General features: G+C 32.0%; 12 protein-coding genes and 1 pseudogene. 2 read left to right on the plus strand and 11 right to left on the minus strand.

What is annotated here, in order from left to right; all coding sequences use genetic code 11:
* The first annotated feature begins 42 nt into the window (after positions 1-42).
* Complete coding sequence (gene msrA / locus KA900_RS02515; protein WP_115342184.1) at positions 43-543, plus strand: peptide-methionine (S)-S-oxide reductase MsrA; 501 nt, start codon at positions 43-45, stop codon at positions 541-543.
* Positions 544-612: 69 nt separating this feature from the next.
* Here msrA and KA900_RS02520 read toward each other — a convergent pair.
* From KA900_RS02520 to parE, 11 genes and pseudogenes are all read right to left on the minus strand, one after another.
* Positions 613-1,526: pseudogene (locus tag KA900_RS02520) on the minus strand (D-ribose ABC transporter substrate-binding protein).
* A gap of 18 nt (positions 1,527-1,544) precedes the next feature.
* The gene (locus KA900_RS02525; RefSeq protein ID WP_096823809.1) at positions 1,545-2,492 is read right to left on the minus strand and encodes an ABC transporter permease; all 948 of its coding nucleotides are present in this window, start codon (positions 2,490-2,492) and stop codon (positions 1,545-1,547) included.
* Complete coding sequence (locus KA900_RS02530; protein ID WP_103373102.1) at positions 2,479-3,969, minus strand: sugar ABC transporter ATP-binding protein; 1,491 nt, start codon at positions 3,967-3,969, stop codon at positions 2,479-2,481. Before KA900_RS02530 ends, KA900_RS02525 begins: the two co-directional genes overlap by 14 nt.
* Before the next feature lie 14 nt (positions 3,970-3,983).
* Positions 3,984-4,373, minus strand: coding sequence for a D-ribose pyranase (gene rbsD, locus KA900_RS02535; protein ID WP_096809870.1), 390 nt, complete (start codon positions 4,371-4,373; stop codon positions 3,984-3,986).
* 54 nt (positions 4,374-4,427) lie between these two features.
* Positions 4,428-5,417 carry a LacI family DNA-binding transcriptional regulator gene (locus KA900_RS02540; RefSeq protein ID WP_119488199.1) on the minus strand — a complete coding sequence of 330 codons (990 nt, stop codon included), beginning with the start codon at positions 5,415-5,417 and terminating at the stop codon, positions 4,428-4,430.
* Positions 5,418-5,549: 132 nt separating this feature from the next.
* Positions 5,550-6,116 carry a hypothetical protein gene (locus KA900_RS02545; RefSeq protein ID WP_210139280.1) on the minus strand — a complete coding sequence of 189 codons (567 nt, stop codon included), beginning with the start codon at positions 6,114-6,116 and terminating at the stop codon, positions 5,550-5,552.
* Between the two features lie 422 nt (positions 6,117-6,538).
* The gene (gene mprF / locus KA900_RS02550; protein WP_096809876.1) at positions 6,539-9,064 is read right to left on the minus strand and encodes a bifunctional lysylphosphatidylglycerol flippase/synthetase MprF; all 2,526 of its coding nucleotides are present in this window, start codon (positions 9,062-9,064) and stop codon (positions 6,539-6,541) included.
* Between the two features lie 237 nt (positions 9,065-9,301).
* Positions 9,302-10,528, minus strand: a complete 1,227-nt coding sequence (locus tag KA900_RS02555; protein ID WP_210139281.1) for an AI-2E family transporter — start codon at positions 10,526-10,528, stop codon at positions 9,302-9,304.
* A 407-nt stretch (positions 10,529-10,935) separates the two neighbouring features.
* The gene (alsT, locus tag KA900_RS02560; RefSeq protein WP_096809881.1) at positions 10,936-12,381 is read right to left on the minus strand and encodes a glutamine transporter AlsT; all 1,446 of its coding nucleotides are present in this window, start codon (positions 12,379-12,381) and stop codon (positions 10,936-10,938) included.
* Between the two features lie 251 nt (positions 12,382-12,632).
* On the minus strand, positions 12,633-15,035 hold the full coding sequence (parC, locus tag KA900_RS02565; protein ID WP_210139282.1) for a DNA topoisomerase IV subunit A: 2,403 nt from the start codon (positions 15,033-15,035) through the stop codon (positions 12,633-12,635).
* A complete protein-coding gene (gene parE, locus KA900_RS02570; RefSeq protein WP_170006944.1) occupies positions 15,032-17,026 on the minus strand; it encodes a DNA topoisomerase IV subunit B in 1,995 nt (664 codons plus the stop codon). Before parE ends, parC begins: the two co-directional genes overlap by 4 nt.
* Before the next feature lie 202 nt (positions 17,027-17,228).
* Here parE and plsY point away from each other — a divergent pair, with 202 nt between their 5' ends.
* Positions 17,229-17,837 (plus strand): glycerol-3-phosphate 1-O-acyltransferase PlsY, encoded by a 609-nt coding sequence (gene plsY / locus KA900_RS02575; protein WP_096811216.1) that lies wholly within the window; start codon positions 17,229-17,231, stop codon positions 17,835-17,837.
* Positions 17,838-18,154: the final 317 nt, after the last annotated feature.

The following is an 18,154-nucleotide window of genomic DNA, read 5'->3' on the forward strand; positions in this document are numbered from 1 at the left end:
TAATATTTGGTACTAAGGTCTAATATGGAAAGGATGTTAAGCATGAATATAAATAAAGCATACTTCGCTGGAGGTTGCTTTTGGTGTATGGTCAAACCTTTCGACACGTTTGAAGGCATTGAAAAGGTAACTTCTGGTTACATGGGAGGACATAAAGATAACCCCTCATATGAACAAGTTAAGACAGGTGACACCGGACATTATGAAACAGTCGAAATAGAATACGATGTTGCTCTGTTTTCATATAATAAATTATTAGAGATATTCTTTTCTGTAATAGATCCAACAGATGAAGGCGGTCAATTTCAAGATAGAGGTTCACAATACAAAACAGCTATCTTTTACACAAATGAAGACCAAAAAGCAGTAGCAGAAGATTATGTAGAAAAATTAAAACAAACAATAGATAAAGATAAAGCAATCGCTACAAAAATATTACCTGCTTCTACATTTTATGAAGCTGAAGCTAAGCATCAAGATTTTTACAAAAAAAATCCTGAGCGCTATGCGCAAGAGCAACAAGAACGCCAAAAATACAAATAAACAAATATTAAAAACCGGGTACATCTTAAATTTCAAAATGGCCCGGCTTTTATATATTTAAGATATAATTTACTGTTGACGTTTCATTTCTAAAGGGATTTTATGTTTTTTCTCTACCTTATTACCATTATATAAATCCATAATCGTCTTGATACTTTCTTCACCCATTAAATTAGGTTGTTGCGCAACTGTAGCAAATAATTTACCGCTTTCCACAGATTTAATAGCATCTTCATTACCATCAAAACCAATGACTTTGATATCTTTGTTTCCTATGGCTTCTACTGCACCTAAAGCCATTTCATCATTTTGTGCAAAAACGGCTTCCATATCAGGATGAGCTTGAATCATATTTTGTGTTACGTTTAACCCTTCAGTCCTGTTGAATTTAGCACTTTGTTTAGACACTACATTGAGTGATTTGTCAGCAATATTATGGAAACCTTTACCACGTTCTCGCGTAGCACTGGCGCCTGGAACACCTTCAAGTTCAGCTACTTTTGCGCCTTCGCCTAACTCATCCACAATCAACTCACCACCCATTTCACCCCCCTTGATGTTATCTGAAGCAATAAATGAAGCTACTTCGCCTTTTGCTACATCTCTATCTAATGTGATCACTGGTATGCTTTCATCATTCGCAATTTGAATACTACCAGATATTGCGTCTGAATCAGTTGGATTTACGATTAAATAATCAACTTTTTGTTGAATCAAATCATCTATATCATTAGCTTGCTTCGCCGCATCATCTTGTGCGTCAGCAAATTTAACTTTAACACCTTGTTTCTTAGCTTCTTTTTCAATACCGTCTTTAACTTTTACAAAAAAGGATTATTTAGTGTAGAGATACTCACCCCAATAATGATATCCGATTTTTTCTTATCTGATTTACCGTTATCATTTTTTTCCAATGGTGATTCTAGTGAACAACCAGCTAAAAATAATACTAAAGCTAACGCGCTTATAAATAGTCTTTTCAATATCAGCACCCCCCCCAATTACTTATTTTTTCTATCAATTAATACAGCAATAATAATAACGATACCTTTAACAACTTGTTGATAAAAAGAAGATACCCCTAACAAATTTAAACCGTTATTCAATACACCAATGATTAATACCCCTATTAACGTTCCAACAATACGACCTTTACCGCCTGTTAAAGAAGTACCACCTAGCACAACAGCTGCAATAGCATCCAATTCATAGGACATCCCTGCGGTTGGCTGCGCTGAATTTAAACGAGAAGTTAAAATAGCTCCCGCCATAGCTGACATTAACCCTGCTAAGCTATAAATCATTATTTTAATTTTGTTGACTTTGATACCGGAAATAAATGCAGCTTTTTCATTTCCTCCCATAGCATACGTTTGTCTACCAAATACTGTTTTATGTAACAATATATATAAGATAATAAAGGTGATAAACATGGTAACTGCTGGTACTGGTATACCTAGGAAATAGCCTCTACCAAACAATTGAAAAGCATAGCTGCCATTTAAATTCGTAACAGGATTACCATCTGTAATAACAAGGGTTAAACCTCTAAAGACAGTCATCGTCGCTAATGTTGCAATGAACGGCGCCATCTTGCCAATCGTTATTAATAATCCATTAATAGCACCTAATATAGCACCAAAAAGGCACCCGATTAACAGTGCTAAAATTGAGTCTATGCCAGTAACCATTAAAATCGCAACAACAGCACTAGATAATGCTAATGTTGAACCTACTGATAAATCAATACCTCCCGTTAAAATGACAAAGGTCATCCCAAACGCAATTAAACCATTGATTGAAACTTGTCTTAATAAATTAAATAGATTAGAAGGCTCTAAAAAAGCACTATTTAGTATACTTATAATAATAACCAATAAAATCAAACCAATAAAAGGTATGATTTTTTCTAAATACGAATAAGAAAATGATAATTTAGACTGTTTCATTATTTTCCCCTCCTGTAGCTAAAGTCATAATATGTTCTTCAGAGATAGACGCGCCCTCTAATATACCTGTAATTTTTCCTTCGTGTATCACTGCTACTCTATCGCTCATACCTATAATTTCTGGTAATTCTGATGAAATCATAATTATAGACATGCCACGGTCTGTTAGTTCGTTCATCAATTGATATATTTCGCGTTTAGCTCCTACGTCAATGCCTCGTGTTGGCTCATCTAAAATCAAAACATGTGGTGCTGTTGCAATCCATTTAGCTAAAACGACTTTTTGTTGATTACCACCTGATAAATTAACGCAAGCGTCCTCTTTTTTACCTTTAATATTCATGCGTGCAATCATTTGATCAGAATATTGTGCCATCGTACTTTTAGTTAAAAAACCTGTTTTTGAAAAACTTTTTAAAGCAGGTAACGTAATGTTTTCTAGAATTGAATCTTGTAGCACTAATCCTTCTTCTTTTCTATTCTCAGTGATAAAAGCAAGTCCTTGTGAAATAGATTGATTGGGGTTCTGAATTTGAATTTGTTTATCATTAAGTTTGACAGTCTTATTTCCCTTATCTAAGCCGAATAAGACACGCATAATTTCTGAACGACCAGCGCCCATCAAACCACTAAATCCGAGTATCTCTCCTTTGTGTAAATCAAAATGGATAGGCTTTAATTGATGCTCTACTGAACTTAAATCTTCTACAGAAAGGACAATATCTTCTTGGTGATAATGCCTATCAGGATACTGATTGTCTAGATCTCTTCCTATCATGGATTTTACGACTTCAGCATGAGTGGTGTCTTTTGTCTTTGTTGTTAAAATAGATTGGCCATCTCTCATAACAGTAATACGATCTGAAATACTAAATATTTCTTCCATTCTATGAGAAATATATATAAAAGAAACGCCTTCATTTTTCAAACGATTAATCTGTTCAAACAGAGTAGCTATTTCATTATTCGTTAAAGCAGCAGTAGGCTCATCCATAATGATAATTTTTGGCTTTTCCATCAACGCCTTACTAATTTCTAACATCTGTTGCATACCGACTGATAAAGTACCTGCCATTCTATTTAAATCAATATCAATATTTAATTTTTTGAAAACTGACAAAGCACGTTGTTTCATCTTTTTATTATCTACAACACCTAAAAATTTGGTTTCCTCTTTTCCTAAAAATAAATTTTCAAGCACAGTCAAATTTGGCCAAATATTTAATTCTTGTTGGATAAAGGATATACCATTTTGTTCAGCATCCATCGTATTTTTAAAATGAATCGGTTTCCCATCTTCTAATACGCTGCCACTATCAGCCTTATACACGCCGGTAAGTATTTTCATAAGCGTACTTTTACCAGCTCCATTTTCACCCATTAGTGCATGAATTTCAGCATCATTTATTTCAAAATCAACGCCGCTTAATACATTATTTTGCCCAAATGATTTGTATATTTGATTCATGTTTATCATAACTGCCCCCCCCCTTAAAATAAAACACCGCTTGTTAAAATTACATTGGCATAAGGTTTAGCTTCGCCCGTTCGGATAACTGCCTTAACCTCGTTACTTAACGTTTTTAAAGATGCATGCGATTCAGTTGTGATATCAATGTTCCAAGATAATAGCTTTACATATAATGCGCTGTTTTGTTTTATCATTTCATTAGCAATGATTAATTGTTCGATTTCCATGTGTTCTTTAATTAAATCGAATACTTCTTCGAATGAAGGTTTTCCAAATGTTAATGCTAAATCTATCTTTTTCACGCCTTCTGGCACCGGAAGACCACAATCAGCAATCATTATTTTGTCAGTATGTCCCAAATCACTCAATACTTTAGATATTTCACTGTTTAGAATACCTGTTTTATACATTTAATCTCCCCATTCGTTATATAATATATTATGTAACGGGTTACATAATTGCAGTTAAAACCTTATGCTCCCCCTTCGTTTAGGTGATAATACAAGTTGCTTATCATAATCATTCGTTTTTAAATTCAATAATTTTGATACAGCTTTTTGGCCTAAGACATATGCAGATTGATCAATTGTTGAAATGTTTGGAAATGTCATTGTCGAAAATGGTATATTATCATAACCTACAATTTGAATATCTTCAGGTACTTTAAACTTAAATTGTTGAATAATCGCCATCGTTTCAATCGCTAAAATATCATTGCTACATATGATACTATCAATTTTCAAATTTTTAATTAACGAAATAAATGCCTGCTCATTTGTTAGCTTTTCAGATTCATAATAAAAATACTTCACATTATATTGCTTCAATATTGATTCAATACCGTTGATTCTTGACTTAAAGGTATTAATTTTTAAATCCAAATGGATAATCAATATATTTTGTGGTTTGCCTTCTAAAATAAGTTGCGCTTGTAATTCTCCTCCTTCGAAATGGTTTGCAGAAACGCCACTAATGACATCATTAACGCGATCTACAAATACACATGGCATATTTTGAGATTTTAATAATTTTTCAACTTGCTTATCAGCAAATGCTGTAGTAATCACTCCAACACAATTATAAGAATTAAAAGTAGAAAGATAATCTCTAGCTTTATTAGCATTATTATCACTATTACCAATTAATACTTGAAAGCCTTGTGATAATGCTATATCTTCAACGCCTCTCGCTATTAATGTAAAAAAAGGATTGCTAATATCTGGCAATAATAGACCAATCATTTTTGACTTACGTTTATACAACGTGCGTGCCGCTTCATTAGGTTGATAGTTAAGTTCACTGATGGCACATTCAATGCGCTTTTTCGTTTGTTCTTTTACATATCCATTATTATTTATGACTCTAGACACCGTTGCTACAGAACAACCTGCTAAATTTGCTACTTCTTTAATTGTCGTTATAAAAATCACCTCTATTTGTGTAACCGCTTTCATATTATCACAAATTTTTCTGTTTTGATAGTTTATTCTAGTGATTAATTATTATATTAATAAGAGATGATTTAAGTCATTGGTTATGAAATAAAATAAAAAGTTATGTCTAACATAGCATTATTTATACGCTATTTAATAGGATAAAGAAACTTGATTCACATTTTCTATAGCCTTAATTTGTCCGTTTGGATCAAAATATACTTTGACAGAGAATTGGTTAAACGGATTATCATCATATATCATCGTACCATTATTATAGTTTTTGTCTCTATTTCCATGCACTTGAGTAAACGCTTGAATATAAACATTGTTAGGAATAACAAAAAATCGTTGCACTTTATCGTTTTGATAATAAATTGCTATATTCCCATATTTTTGTGTTTTAAGGTTATTAATTTTTAAATGTTCTTCACTATTTCCATAATATCGTTCCACTTTACTTTTACTCATGCCTTTAGATATGTGCATATATTGATTTCTAACATCACGATTCATAAAATTTTCACTAAATGCTTGTGATAGCACATCAATTTGAGGAGAAGGATATTGTGAATTGTGTTTATTTTTAGTTTCATTATTTTGAGATGGCTGATTAACGCTTTGATAATTTATCTGCTTTGTCTCATATAATGATTTAATTGAAAGTACTAACGCTACTAAGAGAACTATTAATACCAAGCTAATTAAAATTTTTTTCATTTTTTCACCCCACTGCACCCTTTGCAAATAATTAATATTTATATATTACTATATAACTTTAAAACCTTAAATGTATTTTCATAATTTTATAAATCATGGCTACAATAGTATGTTTTTAAATGTAAAAATACTATTTAAATTCAAAAAGAAATAAAGTAGATAAAATGTCAATTATTATTCAAATAATATCGAATCACACTGTTGAAAGCGTTTTCTGTTGATGCTATTATATATATATACCTTAAACAGAGGGTAAAGAGAAATTCATATATAGTTAGGATCAAATGATATTTAGAAAGTAATATAGTTAGTTTATTAAAGTAGTTAATAACTTCTCCGGCGTTAACTACCAAAACCATTAAAAACTATAACTCCTAAAAACAACCAACCATCATTAACGGGATGCGTTGGTTGTTTTTATTTTATTCTTTTTTTCTAATTACACGCATAACTTTTATCATACTGAGCCATAGTGAATGTCTTTTACGATAGACTAAAAATCTCGGTTGCCAGCTAGGATTAAATTTCTCTTTATAACGTCTTAATCCTTGAAATCTATATAAACCATTAAAATGTTCAAAAATTCTGCCAGCCAGTCTTTCACCAAAGAATGAAAACGGAACTTTACCTACATTAGATAATGTGGCCATACCCATATTAAAATATTTATAATTATTGTTTTTAGACCACAACAACATATGAATATATAAACTATCCATCAAAGGCAATGTTACATCTGATTTCCAACGTATTAAATCAACAGAAAGCGTTGCGTTATAATTTGTAGGCATAAAAGTACAGAAGCCAAGTATAGCACCGTCCATATCTTTAATCATTGCTATAGGTGCCTGTGAAAGATAATGCTCATCAAAATTACCAACAGAAAATTGCATTTCTGTTGATCCAACTAACCAATCGTCACTTATTTGTTTTAATTCATCTAAAAACGCTTGCGAAAATGGAGGATCTAGTATTTCAAATGTACAACCTGAGTCCTCTAACTTATTTAATGTAGCTCGTAAGCCACGCTTTTTTTTGCCTGAAATAGTAAAAGCTGATAAGTCTATGAGCGCTTCTTCACCTAATTTGAAAAATTGATTCCCAAAATCATGATAAATAGACATATATCTATCAGTAACTTGATAGAAAATGATATCATAGCCTAAATAGTGCGCTTCACTATATAATTTTTCAAGCAACTTATGAAACGATGTAGCATTTCCAATTGGGTCTCCTAAAACAATATATGTGTTGCGCTTACGCTGATACATCACGAACGCATCTTTAGTATCATTAAAGAAAAACTTTTTATCGCCGCTATATATGAGGTGACTTAAGTAATTACCGCCATAATTATCAATAATGGCTTTACATTGTGCTAAACCATCATCATTGCTTGAAGATTTAAACTTCGCTTCAAACCACCATACAATCACACTCACAATAATGACTACTGTGATAATCGTAAACCAAAAGTAATACCTTAATATTGATGAGTCCATTTCTAAGTGATAAATATCCAAAGTATAAAATGTACTTCTTATAATATTGTGATTCACAAATAAAACGAATGCCCCTATTAATAAACTGACCAATAACTTAGTATATCTAAATTGGCGTTTAATAACACGTGACCTTTTATAAAATACGACTAACATAATGAACATAGTTGTTAACCAACCTAGTAATATTAAAGAAGGATACGTATAAACCGTTACACAGAATATAATAATGATTGAAATAATAGAAAACAAAATGGCTCTTTTGGATAAATAGTAAACGCCTATAACGTTTAATAATAATAATAAACAAGCACATGTATGGATAGAGACAGTGATATAGTAAATGGCATGATAATCACTATATAGTCCATCATAAATAATTGTAATATTATTGAAGAAAAACAATAGACTTGTAAACGTAAGTAATATCGCAATCGAAAATGCTGGTATTCTTGCTAAAATATCTTTTTGATATGACGCTAATAATGAAGACATATCTTTAATAGGAACCATCAATTTAGAATCATCCCAATAACGTTTAGCTGTATCTCGGAATTCAAAAGTTGCTAAAATTAATGCAATTAATACTGGAAACAGATAATACACTAATCTATAAAGTAATAACGCTAAGACAATTTTCTCTTCTGGAACGTTTAAACTTTTTAATCCTAATAATACGACCAAATCAAACGTACCAAACCCTCCAGGTATAAAACTGATTAGCCCTGACAGTGCGCTAATGACAAATATACCTATAAACACAGATAAGTTCACTTGAACACCAACAGTATATAATGACATATATAATACTAATGCCGCGATAATCCATTCAATGCTAGAGACAATTGTACAATATAAACCTATCAATTTATGCTTTTTGTTTACTGGTCTTATAATTGTAGAAATTATAAATATAGGTAAAAACAAGGCAGCAATATACATTACCCATTTAATCCAAGGGAACGGATTAAATATGTGCTTCACATCAAACACATGAAATACTACTAATATTGAGAGCATACTTAAACCGGTCAACATAGATATTAAAACAACAGAAATAGAATGCAATAACTCTTTTTTATCTTCAGCAGTATCTTTATACAAAATAAATCTTACACTAGCCCCGATAACACCACCAAACCCTAATACAGCATTTAAAGCATTGACAATATAGCCAATGCGAATAGCCTTAGGTAATGAAACCTTCAGATTTAATGATCTAGCTAAAATCACATCATACATAGATAATATAAGTATAGCCGTACCGCCACTCAAAAATAGCACGATCAACCAAACACTATTAAGATCTCTAATAGCGTATATCGTTTCTTTCAAATTGATATGAGCTAACTCTCTATATAAAGTAAATACAACAAAAATAAATAGTGAAATTGCAAAGATTACTTTCAAAATAGACAATACTTTATTTCTTGATTGCTTTGACATGTGTTCACATCACTTTTCTATATTCATATATTATTTAAAATATAGCACGATTCTTATTTTTAATAAATAATTTATATAGCAAATACATATTACAATATTGTTAGTTTTAACATATATACTTATAGCAACACATCTTTAATAAAAGTACTTTGATACTGTGATTTAAAAACGACAAAACTGCATTGGAAATTGAGATTTCCAATGCAGTTCTTTTTCAAATATTTTCTTAATTTTAACTTAACGTATTTCTTCATCCGAAGTGATTTCGTACTCGCCTGCATCATCACCATAATATTTGTTATAGCGACGTTTATACATTGTATATAAATGAGATACAAGTACTTTTAATATTGCATACGCAGGTATACCTAAAATAACACCAACTATACCTAATAAATTACCTGCACTTAATAAGATAAAAATAATCGTAAGTGGATGAATTTTTAATGTTTTGCCCATAATATTTGGGGAAATAAAGTGACCTTCAATAAATTGAACTGCTGTCCATACAATTACTAATTTTAATAACATGAATGGTGACGTAATTAAAGCAATAATAATAGCTGGAGATATCGCAATCGTTGGGCCGATGTACGGTACTACACTTGTTACAGCAGCAATTGAAGCTAAAATTAAACTGTAATCTAAACCGATGATGCTATATCCAATAAATAATAAAATACCAATACAAAATGACACGATAATTTGACCTTGGATATAAGAACCAACTTGGATACTCATTTTATCTAATAAGTCATGAAAATCTTTTCTAAACTTAGGCGGCGTTAAATTTGTTGAAAATTCTTTAAAGCGGTGACCGTCTTTTAACATAAAGAATAAAACAAAAGGTGTTGTTGCAATAACAACGCCAACATTAACTAAAGCCTCAGCAAAATTTTTAACTTTAGAACCAAAACCGTTAAAGTAATCAGAAACCATCGAAGGTAGCTTTTTAGCTAATGAATCTAACTGATCTTGTATTTGAACATAAAAATTAGAAATTAAAGAATACTTCGTTACACTATCAATAAATTTATTTACTTTATCAACATAATACGGAAAATTATTCCCAAAACTTTTAAACTGTGCTCCGATTACTGGTATTAATAAATTAATAGCTAGTGCAATGACACCAACAATAACTAAAAATAATATAATAACTCCCCAAAGCCTTGAAATATTATAGCGTTCCATTAAATTCACTAAGGGATTAAATAAGTAATATAAAATAATAGATACTATGATTGGTGCGATAATCGTATTAAAAACAATAATAAATGGTTTGAAAATATAAGAAACTTGGTCAAAAATAAAAATTGCACAACCGATAAATATTAATATAAGTAAGGCAAAGGCTAAATCTTTTCCACCTATAAATTTCATAAAACGCGATTCAGGAAAACTTAAATTCAATTTTCTTTTTTTTGAATGATTATCTTGCTTTAATTGCTCTTCATTCGACATAAAATCACCATACCTTAAATTTTTTCAAAATATACAAATCATTTAGAACATAATGATGAAACTATGTATCTTTATACCTCTATACATGTAGTTCCATATTTAAAATAACTAATTTTAATCATAACACAATGTACATTTTTCAAACATATATATTTTGTCACATTTGATTTACAACTAATCATATTCTTAATAAGCGTAAAAACTATAAAGTATTTTATAAACGCATTGCTTTATTTTAAATGATTGAGAAAAATAAGCAAATATTTAAGTATTCAAAAAAGCAGTAATACGAAATCATAAAGTACTACGGATTTCATATTACTGCTCATATATGGATAAAATTTCACAAACATACAATAAATGCATTAAGAAAATAGTTTTACGCACATTCAAATATGATACATGAATTATTTCTTTTTCATGCCCCAACTCTCGATGCCGAATAAATTAATTTCCAACTCTTCAGGTTTAAACACAGGTTTTTTGCCTGCTTTACGTTGACGTTGATAGTCGTTCATTACTGCGAAAGCTATATTAGACAAACCAATAATAGCAACTAAGTTGACAATTGCCATTAGACCCATAAACACATCTGCTGTACCCCATACAGTTTCAGTTTTAACCACTGATCCTACAAATACAAGTACTACCACTAAACATCTAAAAATGAATAACACCGATTTATTTTTCCATAAGAATTCCATATTAGATTGGCCATAATAATAGTTACCAATAACAGAAGAAAAAGCAAATAAAGTAATTGCAATTGTTAAGAAAATACCCCCTGCATTACCTAAATGTTCATTTAGTGCTGATTGTGTTACTGCCACACCTTGTGCTGCATTTTCACCAAATTCTAATCCTGTATATAGTAAAATCATAATTGCCGTAGCGGTACACACTAGCATAGTATCAAAGAATACACCTAATGATTGAATTAACCCTTGTTTAACTGGGTGAGGCGCAGCAGCTGTGGCAGCGGCGTTAGGTGCCGAACCCATACCAGCTTCGTTTGAGAACAAACCACGTTTAATACCTTGAAGAATTGCTGCACCAACAGCGCCTCCAGTTACTTGTTCAAATCCAAATGCACTTTTAATGATTGTTCCAATCATCGGGATAATTTGATCATAGTTAAGTATTAAAATGACAGCAACTAAACCAATATAAACAATTGCCATAACTGGCACAATGATTGATGATAATGTCGCGATACTTCTAACACCGCCAAATATAATAATCGCTGTAACAATAGCTAATATAATACCCGTCACTATAGGACTTATATTATATTGCGTTTTTAATGACTCAGCAATGGTATTAGATTGCACTGTATTAAACACAAATGCAAACGTTACAGTAATTAATACTGCAAAGACGATACCTAACCATTTTTGGTTGAGTCCTTTAGTTATGTAATATGCAGGCCCACCACGAAACCCGCCATCTTCATCAGGTACTTTATATACTTGTGCTAAGGTTGCTTCGATAAAGGCACTCGCTGCCCCAATAAATGCAATGACCCACATCCAAAACACAGCACCAGGTCCACCTAACACAATCGCAGTGGCAACACCTGCAATATTACCAGTACCAACACGAGAACCAGCACTTATTGCAAACGCTTGAAATGGCGCAATACCTTTTTTTCCATTATCTAATGTTTCAGGTTTTTCTCCAATCGCTCGAAACATTTCTGGTATCCATCTTAATTGTACGAATTTAGAACCAATAGTAAAAAATATACCAGCTGTAATTAAAAGTCCAATTAAATATTGTGACCAGATTAAATCATTTCCGACTTGAACAAACGTTTTGAACCAATCCGGAATCAAACTATCAAAATTGCTCAATTTAATCCCTCTCATCTATCAAATAAATTTTTATAATAAAATCAAGAGATTTATAGCATATGTTCTGTGCACAGAAAACGATAAATTATTTATGTACACAGGAAAATGAATGAATAAGTTAAGTACAAATCGTAAAGCTTTGTGCAACACTATTTCACGTTACTATAAATCTCTTGTTTTATTTTTATGGCAACTTAATGGTATTTTATCATTATATTGTTGTATTTACTAACAGAAATTTTAAAATTACCTTATTTGATGATTAAGTTTTCCACTTCACCAAATTCTTTTACATCGACGATAAAACTACCATTTGTATATTGTTCTGATAAATGAATGTCTTTGATATTGCCACTTTCTTCGTGTCGTTTAGAAGTTATGGTATAAGTCGTATCATCAGGATGAATTATATGAGCTGCGACGATACGATGTGGTAATTTTTTAAGTTCTTTTAAAAGTGTAATACCACGTTGTGCACGTTTCGCTTGTTGTAATACTTTAAATCCTATACGTTTTAATGATCCACGTTGCGTCGCCATTAATATAGAACTACGTTCATTAATAACTTGCGTTAACACGACATAATCTTCATCTTTAAGGTTGATAGATTTCACCCCAGCTGCTCTAAGACCAGTGTCTGATAACTCATCGCTATTATAAGTTAATGACATACCTTTATATGTTATAGCAGTAAGTATTTGGGCGTCTTCTATTCTCATTACGTCTATGATTTCATCATCACCTTTTAATTTCATGGACACTAACGGCTTATTATAACGTGATGTTTTGAACATAGAAACATTACTTTTCTTAATCATGCCATTGCGTGTAGCTAAAATATAAAATGCTTCGGGCTTGAAATCACTTTCGCAGAAAGCATCAATGACATGTTCATCTTCGTCTATTGGGACGATTTGTGAAACGTGTTGCCCTAAATCTTTCCACTTAATTTCTGAAAGTTTATGCACTGGTATATAAAGGTATCTACCTTTATTAGTGAACACTAACGCGGTATCTAACGTGTTAGCTTCTTGATATTTAAGCATCATATCGCCATCTTTAACCCCAAGTTCTTCTACACCGCTTGCGTTAAAACTACGTAAAGAAGTTCGTTTAATATAACCATGTTTTGTAATGCTCACCATCACATTCTCACTTGGTACCATAACTTCTTTATCAATTTTAATTTCACTGATTTCTGCTTCAATTGAAGATAAGCGTTTTTGTTTATATTTATTCTTAATTTCATTTAATTCGTCTTTGATAACATTTAATAAAGCATCGTGATTATCTAATATATTTTTTAAATACGCTATTTTAGCCTTTAATTCATCATGTTCTTCTTGTAATTGCACGATATCCGTATTCGTCAAACGATATAATTGCAATGTTACAATTGCTTCAGCTTGTGCTTCTGTGAAATCAAATTCAGCTACTAAATTGTCTTTAGCGTCTTTTTTGTTTTTAGAATTTCTAATAAGTTTAATCACTTGGTCTAAAATAGATAGTGCTTTCATTAGACCTTCTACAATATGCATTCTACTTTCTGCATTATCTAACTCAAAACGCGTACGCTTCGTCACCACATCAATTTGATGATTAAGATAACTATCTATAAACTGACGTACACCCATAAGTACTGGTCTACCTTCACTAATTGCAACCATATTAAAGTTATATGAAACTTGTAAATCTGTATTTTTGTACAAATAATTCGCAACCGCTTCGCTGTTAACATCTTTCTTTAATTCAATAGCAATACGTAAACCAGTACGATCAGTTTCGTCACGGACTTCTACAATACCATCAACTTTTTTATCTGCACGTAACTCATCCATTTTTTTAACGAGCGCACTTTTATTAACTTCGTATGGTAACTCTGTGACAATTAATTCTTTTCTACCGTTTCGCAATTCTTCAACGTTTACTTTTGAACGAACTACAATTTTACCTTTTCCAGACTCATACGCTTTCTTGATACCATCTATCCCTTGAATAATACCACCTGTTGGAAAATCAGGGCCTTTAATATATTTCATTAATTGACTTACTGTGATATTAGGATTGTCAATAAATTTTAAAGTGGCTTGTATCACTTCAGCTAGGTTATGTGGCGGTATATCAGTAGCGTACCCTGAAGAAATACCTGTACTTCCATTGATTAACAAATGCGGCAAGCGTGCTGGTAAAACCATTGGTTCCATAGTTGTATCATCATAGTTCGGCATAAATGGCACTGTGTCTTTGTTGATATCCCTTAATAATTCTTCAGAAATCCTGCTTAATTTCGCTTCAGTATAACGCATCGCTGCTGCTGGATCGTTATCTATACTACCATTATTACCTTGCATTTCTATCAATACATGGCGTAATTTCCAATCTTGACTCAGACGGACCATTGCATCGTAAACTGACTTGTCACCATGAGGGTGATATTGTCCGATAACGTCACCAACCGTTTTCGCACTTTTACGGAAGTTTTTATCAAATGTATTACCGCTGGAATACATTGCGTATAAAATACGTCTTTGAACAGGTTTGAGACCATCACGAACGTCTGGCAGTGCACGCTCTTGAATGATATATTTACTATATCTACCAAATCGATCGCCAATAACATCTTCTAGCGACAAATCTTGAATTATTTCACTCAATTTATTTCCTCCTCATCGGAATAATCCTGTTCTAGTATTTGAATTTCATTATTATCTAAAATACTTTGATCTTCTTGAAGTCCAAATTCAACATGTTTTTCAATCCATTCACGTCTAGGAGCTACTTTATCTCCCATTAATGTTGTTACACGTTTAGATGAACGCAATTCATCATCAACTTGAACTCGAATAAGCGTTCTTGTCTCTGGGTTCATTGTCGTTTCCCATAATTGATCCGCGTTCATTTCTCCTAAACCTTTATAACGCTGTAAACTAAATCCTTTACCTAATTTCTTTTGAAGTTTTTCTAATTCTTCATCTGTCCAAGCATACTCTATTTTTTTAGAAGCCCCTTTACCTTTTTCTAGTTTATATAACGGTGGTAAAGCTATAAACACTTTCCCAGCTTCTACTAAAGGTTTCATATATTTAAAGAAAAAAGTTAATAGTAATACTTGGATATGAGCGCCATCTGTATCGGCATCTGTCATAATAATAACTCTATTATAATTGCTATCTTCTATTTTAAATTCATTACCGACACCAGCGCCAATAGTATGAATAATTGTATTGATTTCTTCATTTTTAAATATATCTTCTAAACGTGCTTTCTCAGTATTAATCACTTTACCTCTAAGTGGTAAAATTGCTTGATATTTACGGTCACGACCTAATTTAGCAGAGCCACCAGCTGAATCCCCCTCTACCAAATAAAGTTCTTTTTTCTCTGTATTTTTACTTTGTGCTGGCGTTAACTTTCCTGATAACAATGTATCTTTACGCTTATTTTTTTTACCCGAACGTGCATCTTCCCTTGCTTTACGAGCTGCTTCTCTTGCTTGTTGGGCTTTCAATGCTTTTTTAACGAGGGTTTTAGATAATTGCCCCTTTTCTTCAAGGTAATATGGCAATTTTTCAGATACAACAGAATCTACAGCACTTCTTGCTTCTGGTGTACCCAATTTAGATTTAGTTTGACCTTCGAATTGTAACAACTCTTCTGGAATACGAATTGAAATAATAGCTGTCAAACCTTCTCTAATATCATTTCCATCTAAGTTTTTATCTTTTTCTTTTAATTCATTTATACGTCTTGCGTAGTCATTAAAGACACGTGTCATTGCTGTTTTGAAACCAACTTCATGTGTACCACCATCTTTAGTACGTACATTGTTAACAAAACTTAAAAGACTTTCTGAATATTGGTCATTATATTGAAATGCTACTTCTACTTCTATGTCATTCGCATTTCCCGCAAAATTGGCCACATCATGTAATACTTCTTTACCTTCATTGACATAGCTTACAAACTCTTTAATCCCATCTTCATAATGGAATACATCTTCTCTTTCTTTGCCCGCTCTTAAATCTTTAAGCGTTATTCTTAAATTTTTAAGTAAAAATGCAGATTCTTGTAAACGTTCACTAAGGACATCGTAGTTAAAAGATGTGGCTGACTTGAAAATCTCAGCGTCTGGTTTAAAAGTTACTTTAGTACCAGTTTTTTTAGTTTTTCCTAGTTTTTCCAGGCCTGTAGCTGGTAAGCCACCATGGCTAAATTTCTGCTTATAGATAGCGCCATCTCTATAAATTTCTACTTCCAGCCATTCACTTAATGCGTTTACTACTGATGCACCCACACCATGTAGACCACCAGACGTTTTATATCCACCTTGTCCAAATTTTCCGCCTGCGTGAAGTATTGTAAATATAACTTGGACTGTAGGTTTCCCTGACGTATGAATACCTGTTGGCATACCACGTCCATCATCTTCTATAGTGATACTCTCATCTTTGTTTATCGTAACTAAAATTTCACTACCAAAGCCGTTTAATACTTCATCGACGGAATTATCGACAACTTCATATACTAAATGATGTAAACCACGTTTATCAGTAGACCCAATATACATACCGGGTCTCTTTCTTACGGCTTCTAACCCTTCAAGAACCTGAATGGAATCATCCGAATAATTATTTTGTTTATTCATTGCCAATCGTTTCGCCCTCCTACAAACGTACGTTCGTTTTTAAAACTATACATTAGTTATTCTTATATAAATCTTGATAAATTGCAAGTATCAAATTTATAATCGAACCGTGTTTTACTACTCTTATAAATTTTATTCGTCTAACTATGGTCTTATGTGGTAAAATAATTCTAATGTCATTAAAGGATGTGGATTATGTATGGTGATGATAATTATCATGTTAATACTAAGTTATCTCATTGGTGCTTTCCCAAGTGGCTATGTAATAGGTAAGTTATTTTTCAAAAAGGATATTAGACAATTCGGTAGTGGGAACACTGGAGCGACGAATAGCTTTAGAGTATTAGGTAAACCAGCAGGGTTCCTAGTTACTTTTTTAGATATATTTAAAGGGTTTATCGTTGTATTCTTCCCACTATGGCTTCCAGTTCATGCAGACGGTGCTATTAGTACATTTTTTACAAATGGACTCATCGTAGGGGCATTTGCGATTCTAGGTCATGTTTACCCGATTTATCTTGGGTTTAAAGGGGGAAAAGCAGTTGCAACCAGTGCCGGCGTTATACTTGGAATCAACCCTATCTTATTAATCATATTAGCAGCAATTTTCTTTGGTATATTATATTTAACGAAATATGTATCACTATCAAGTATTATCGCGTCAATCTGTTGCGTAATTGGTGCGTTACTTATTCGAGATTATATTCTCCTTGTGGTGAGTATGGCTGTGGGTGTGTTATTAATATTCAGACATCGCACAAATATTGTTAGAATTTTTAAAGGTGAAGAGCCTAAAATTAAATGGATGTAACTATTACACGTGTCACGAGCAATCAATAAGTAAATAGTAACAAAATATTACTTAGGCTGGGACATCAACCAATGTCTCAGTCTAAAAATATAATATTAATTAGAAACAACTCATTTGAAAATATGCTAATATCGCACTTTTTAAATTGAGAAGCCAATATCTGAGCGGAACAAGGAAGTCTTATGATGAGATTGGATTTTTGTTCCGCTCTTTTTTAAATCATCATTATAGCTGTAAATGCGTAATAATAAATCAATTTGTTTTAAAGAAAATTAAGATTAAATATGTTATACTACTTTTATTATTACTCAAAATTG

Origin of the sequence: Staphylococcus sp. GDY8P120P (assembly GCF_017892065.1) — a bacterium.
Classification (GTDB): Bacteria; Bacillota; Bacilli; order Staphylococcales; family Staphylococcaceae; genus Staphylococcus; species Staphylococcus nepalensis.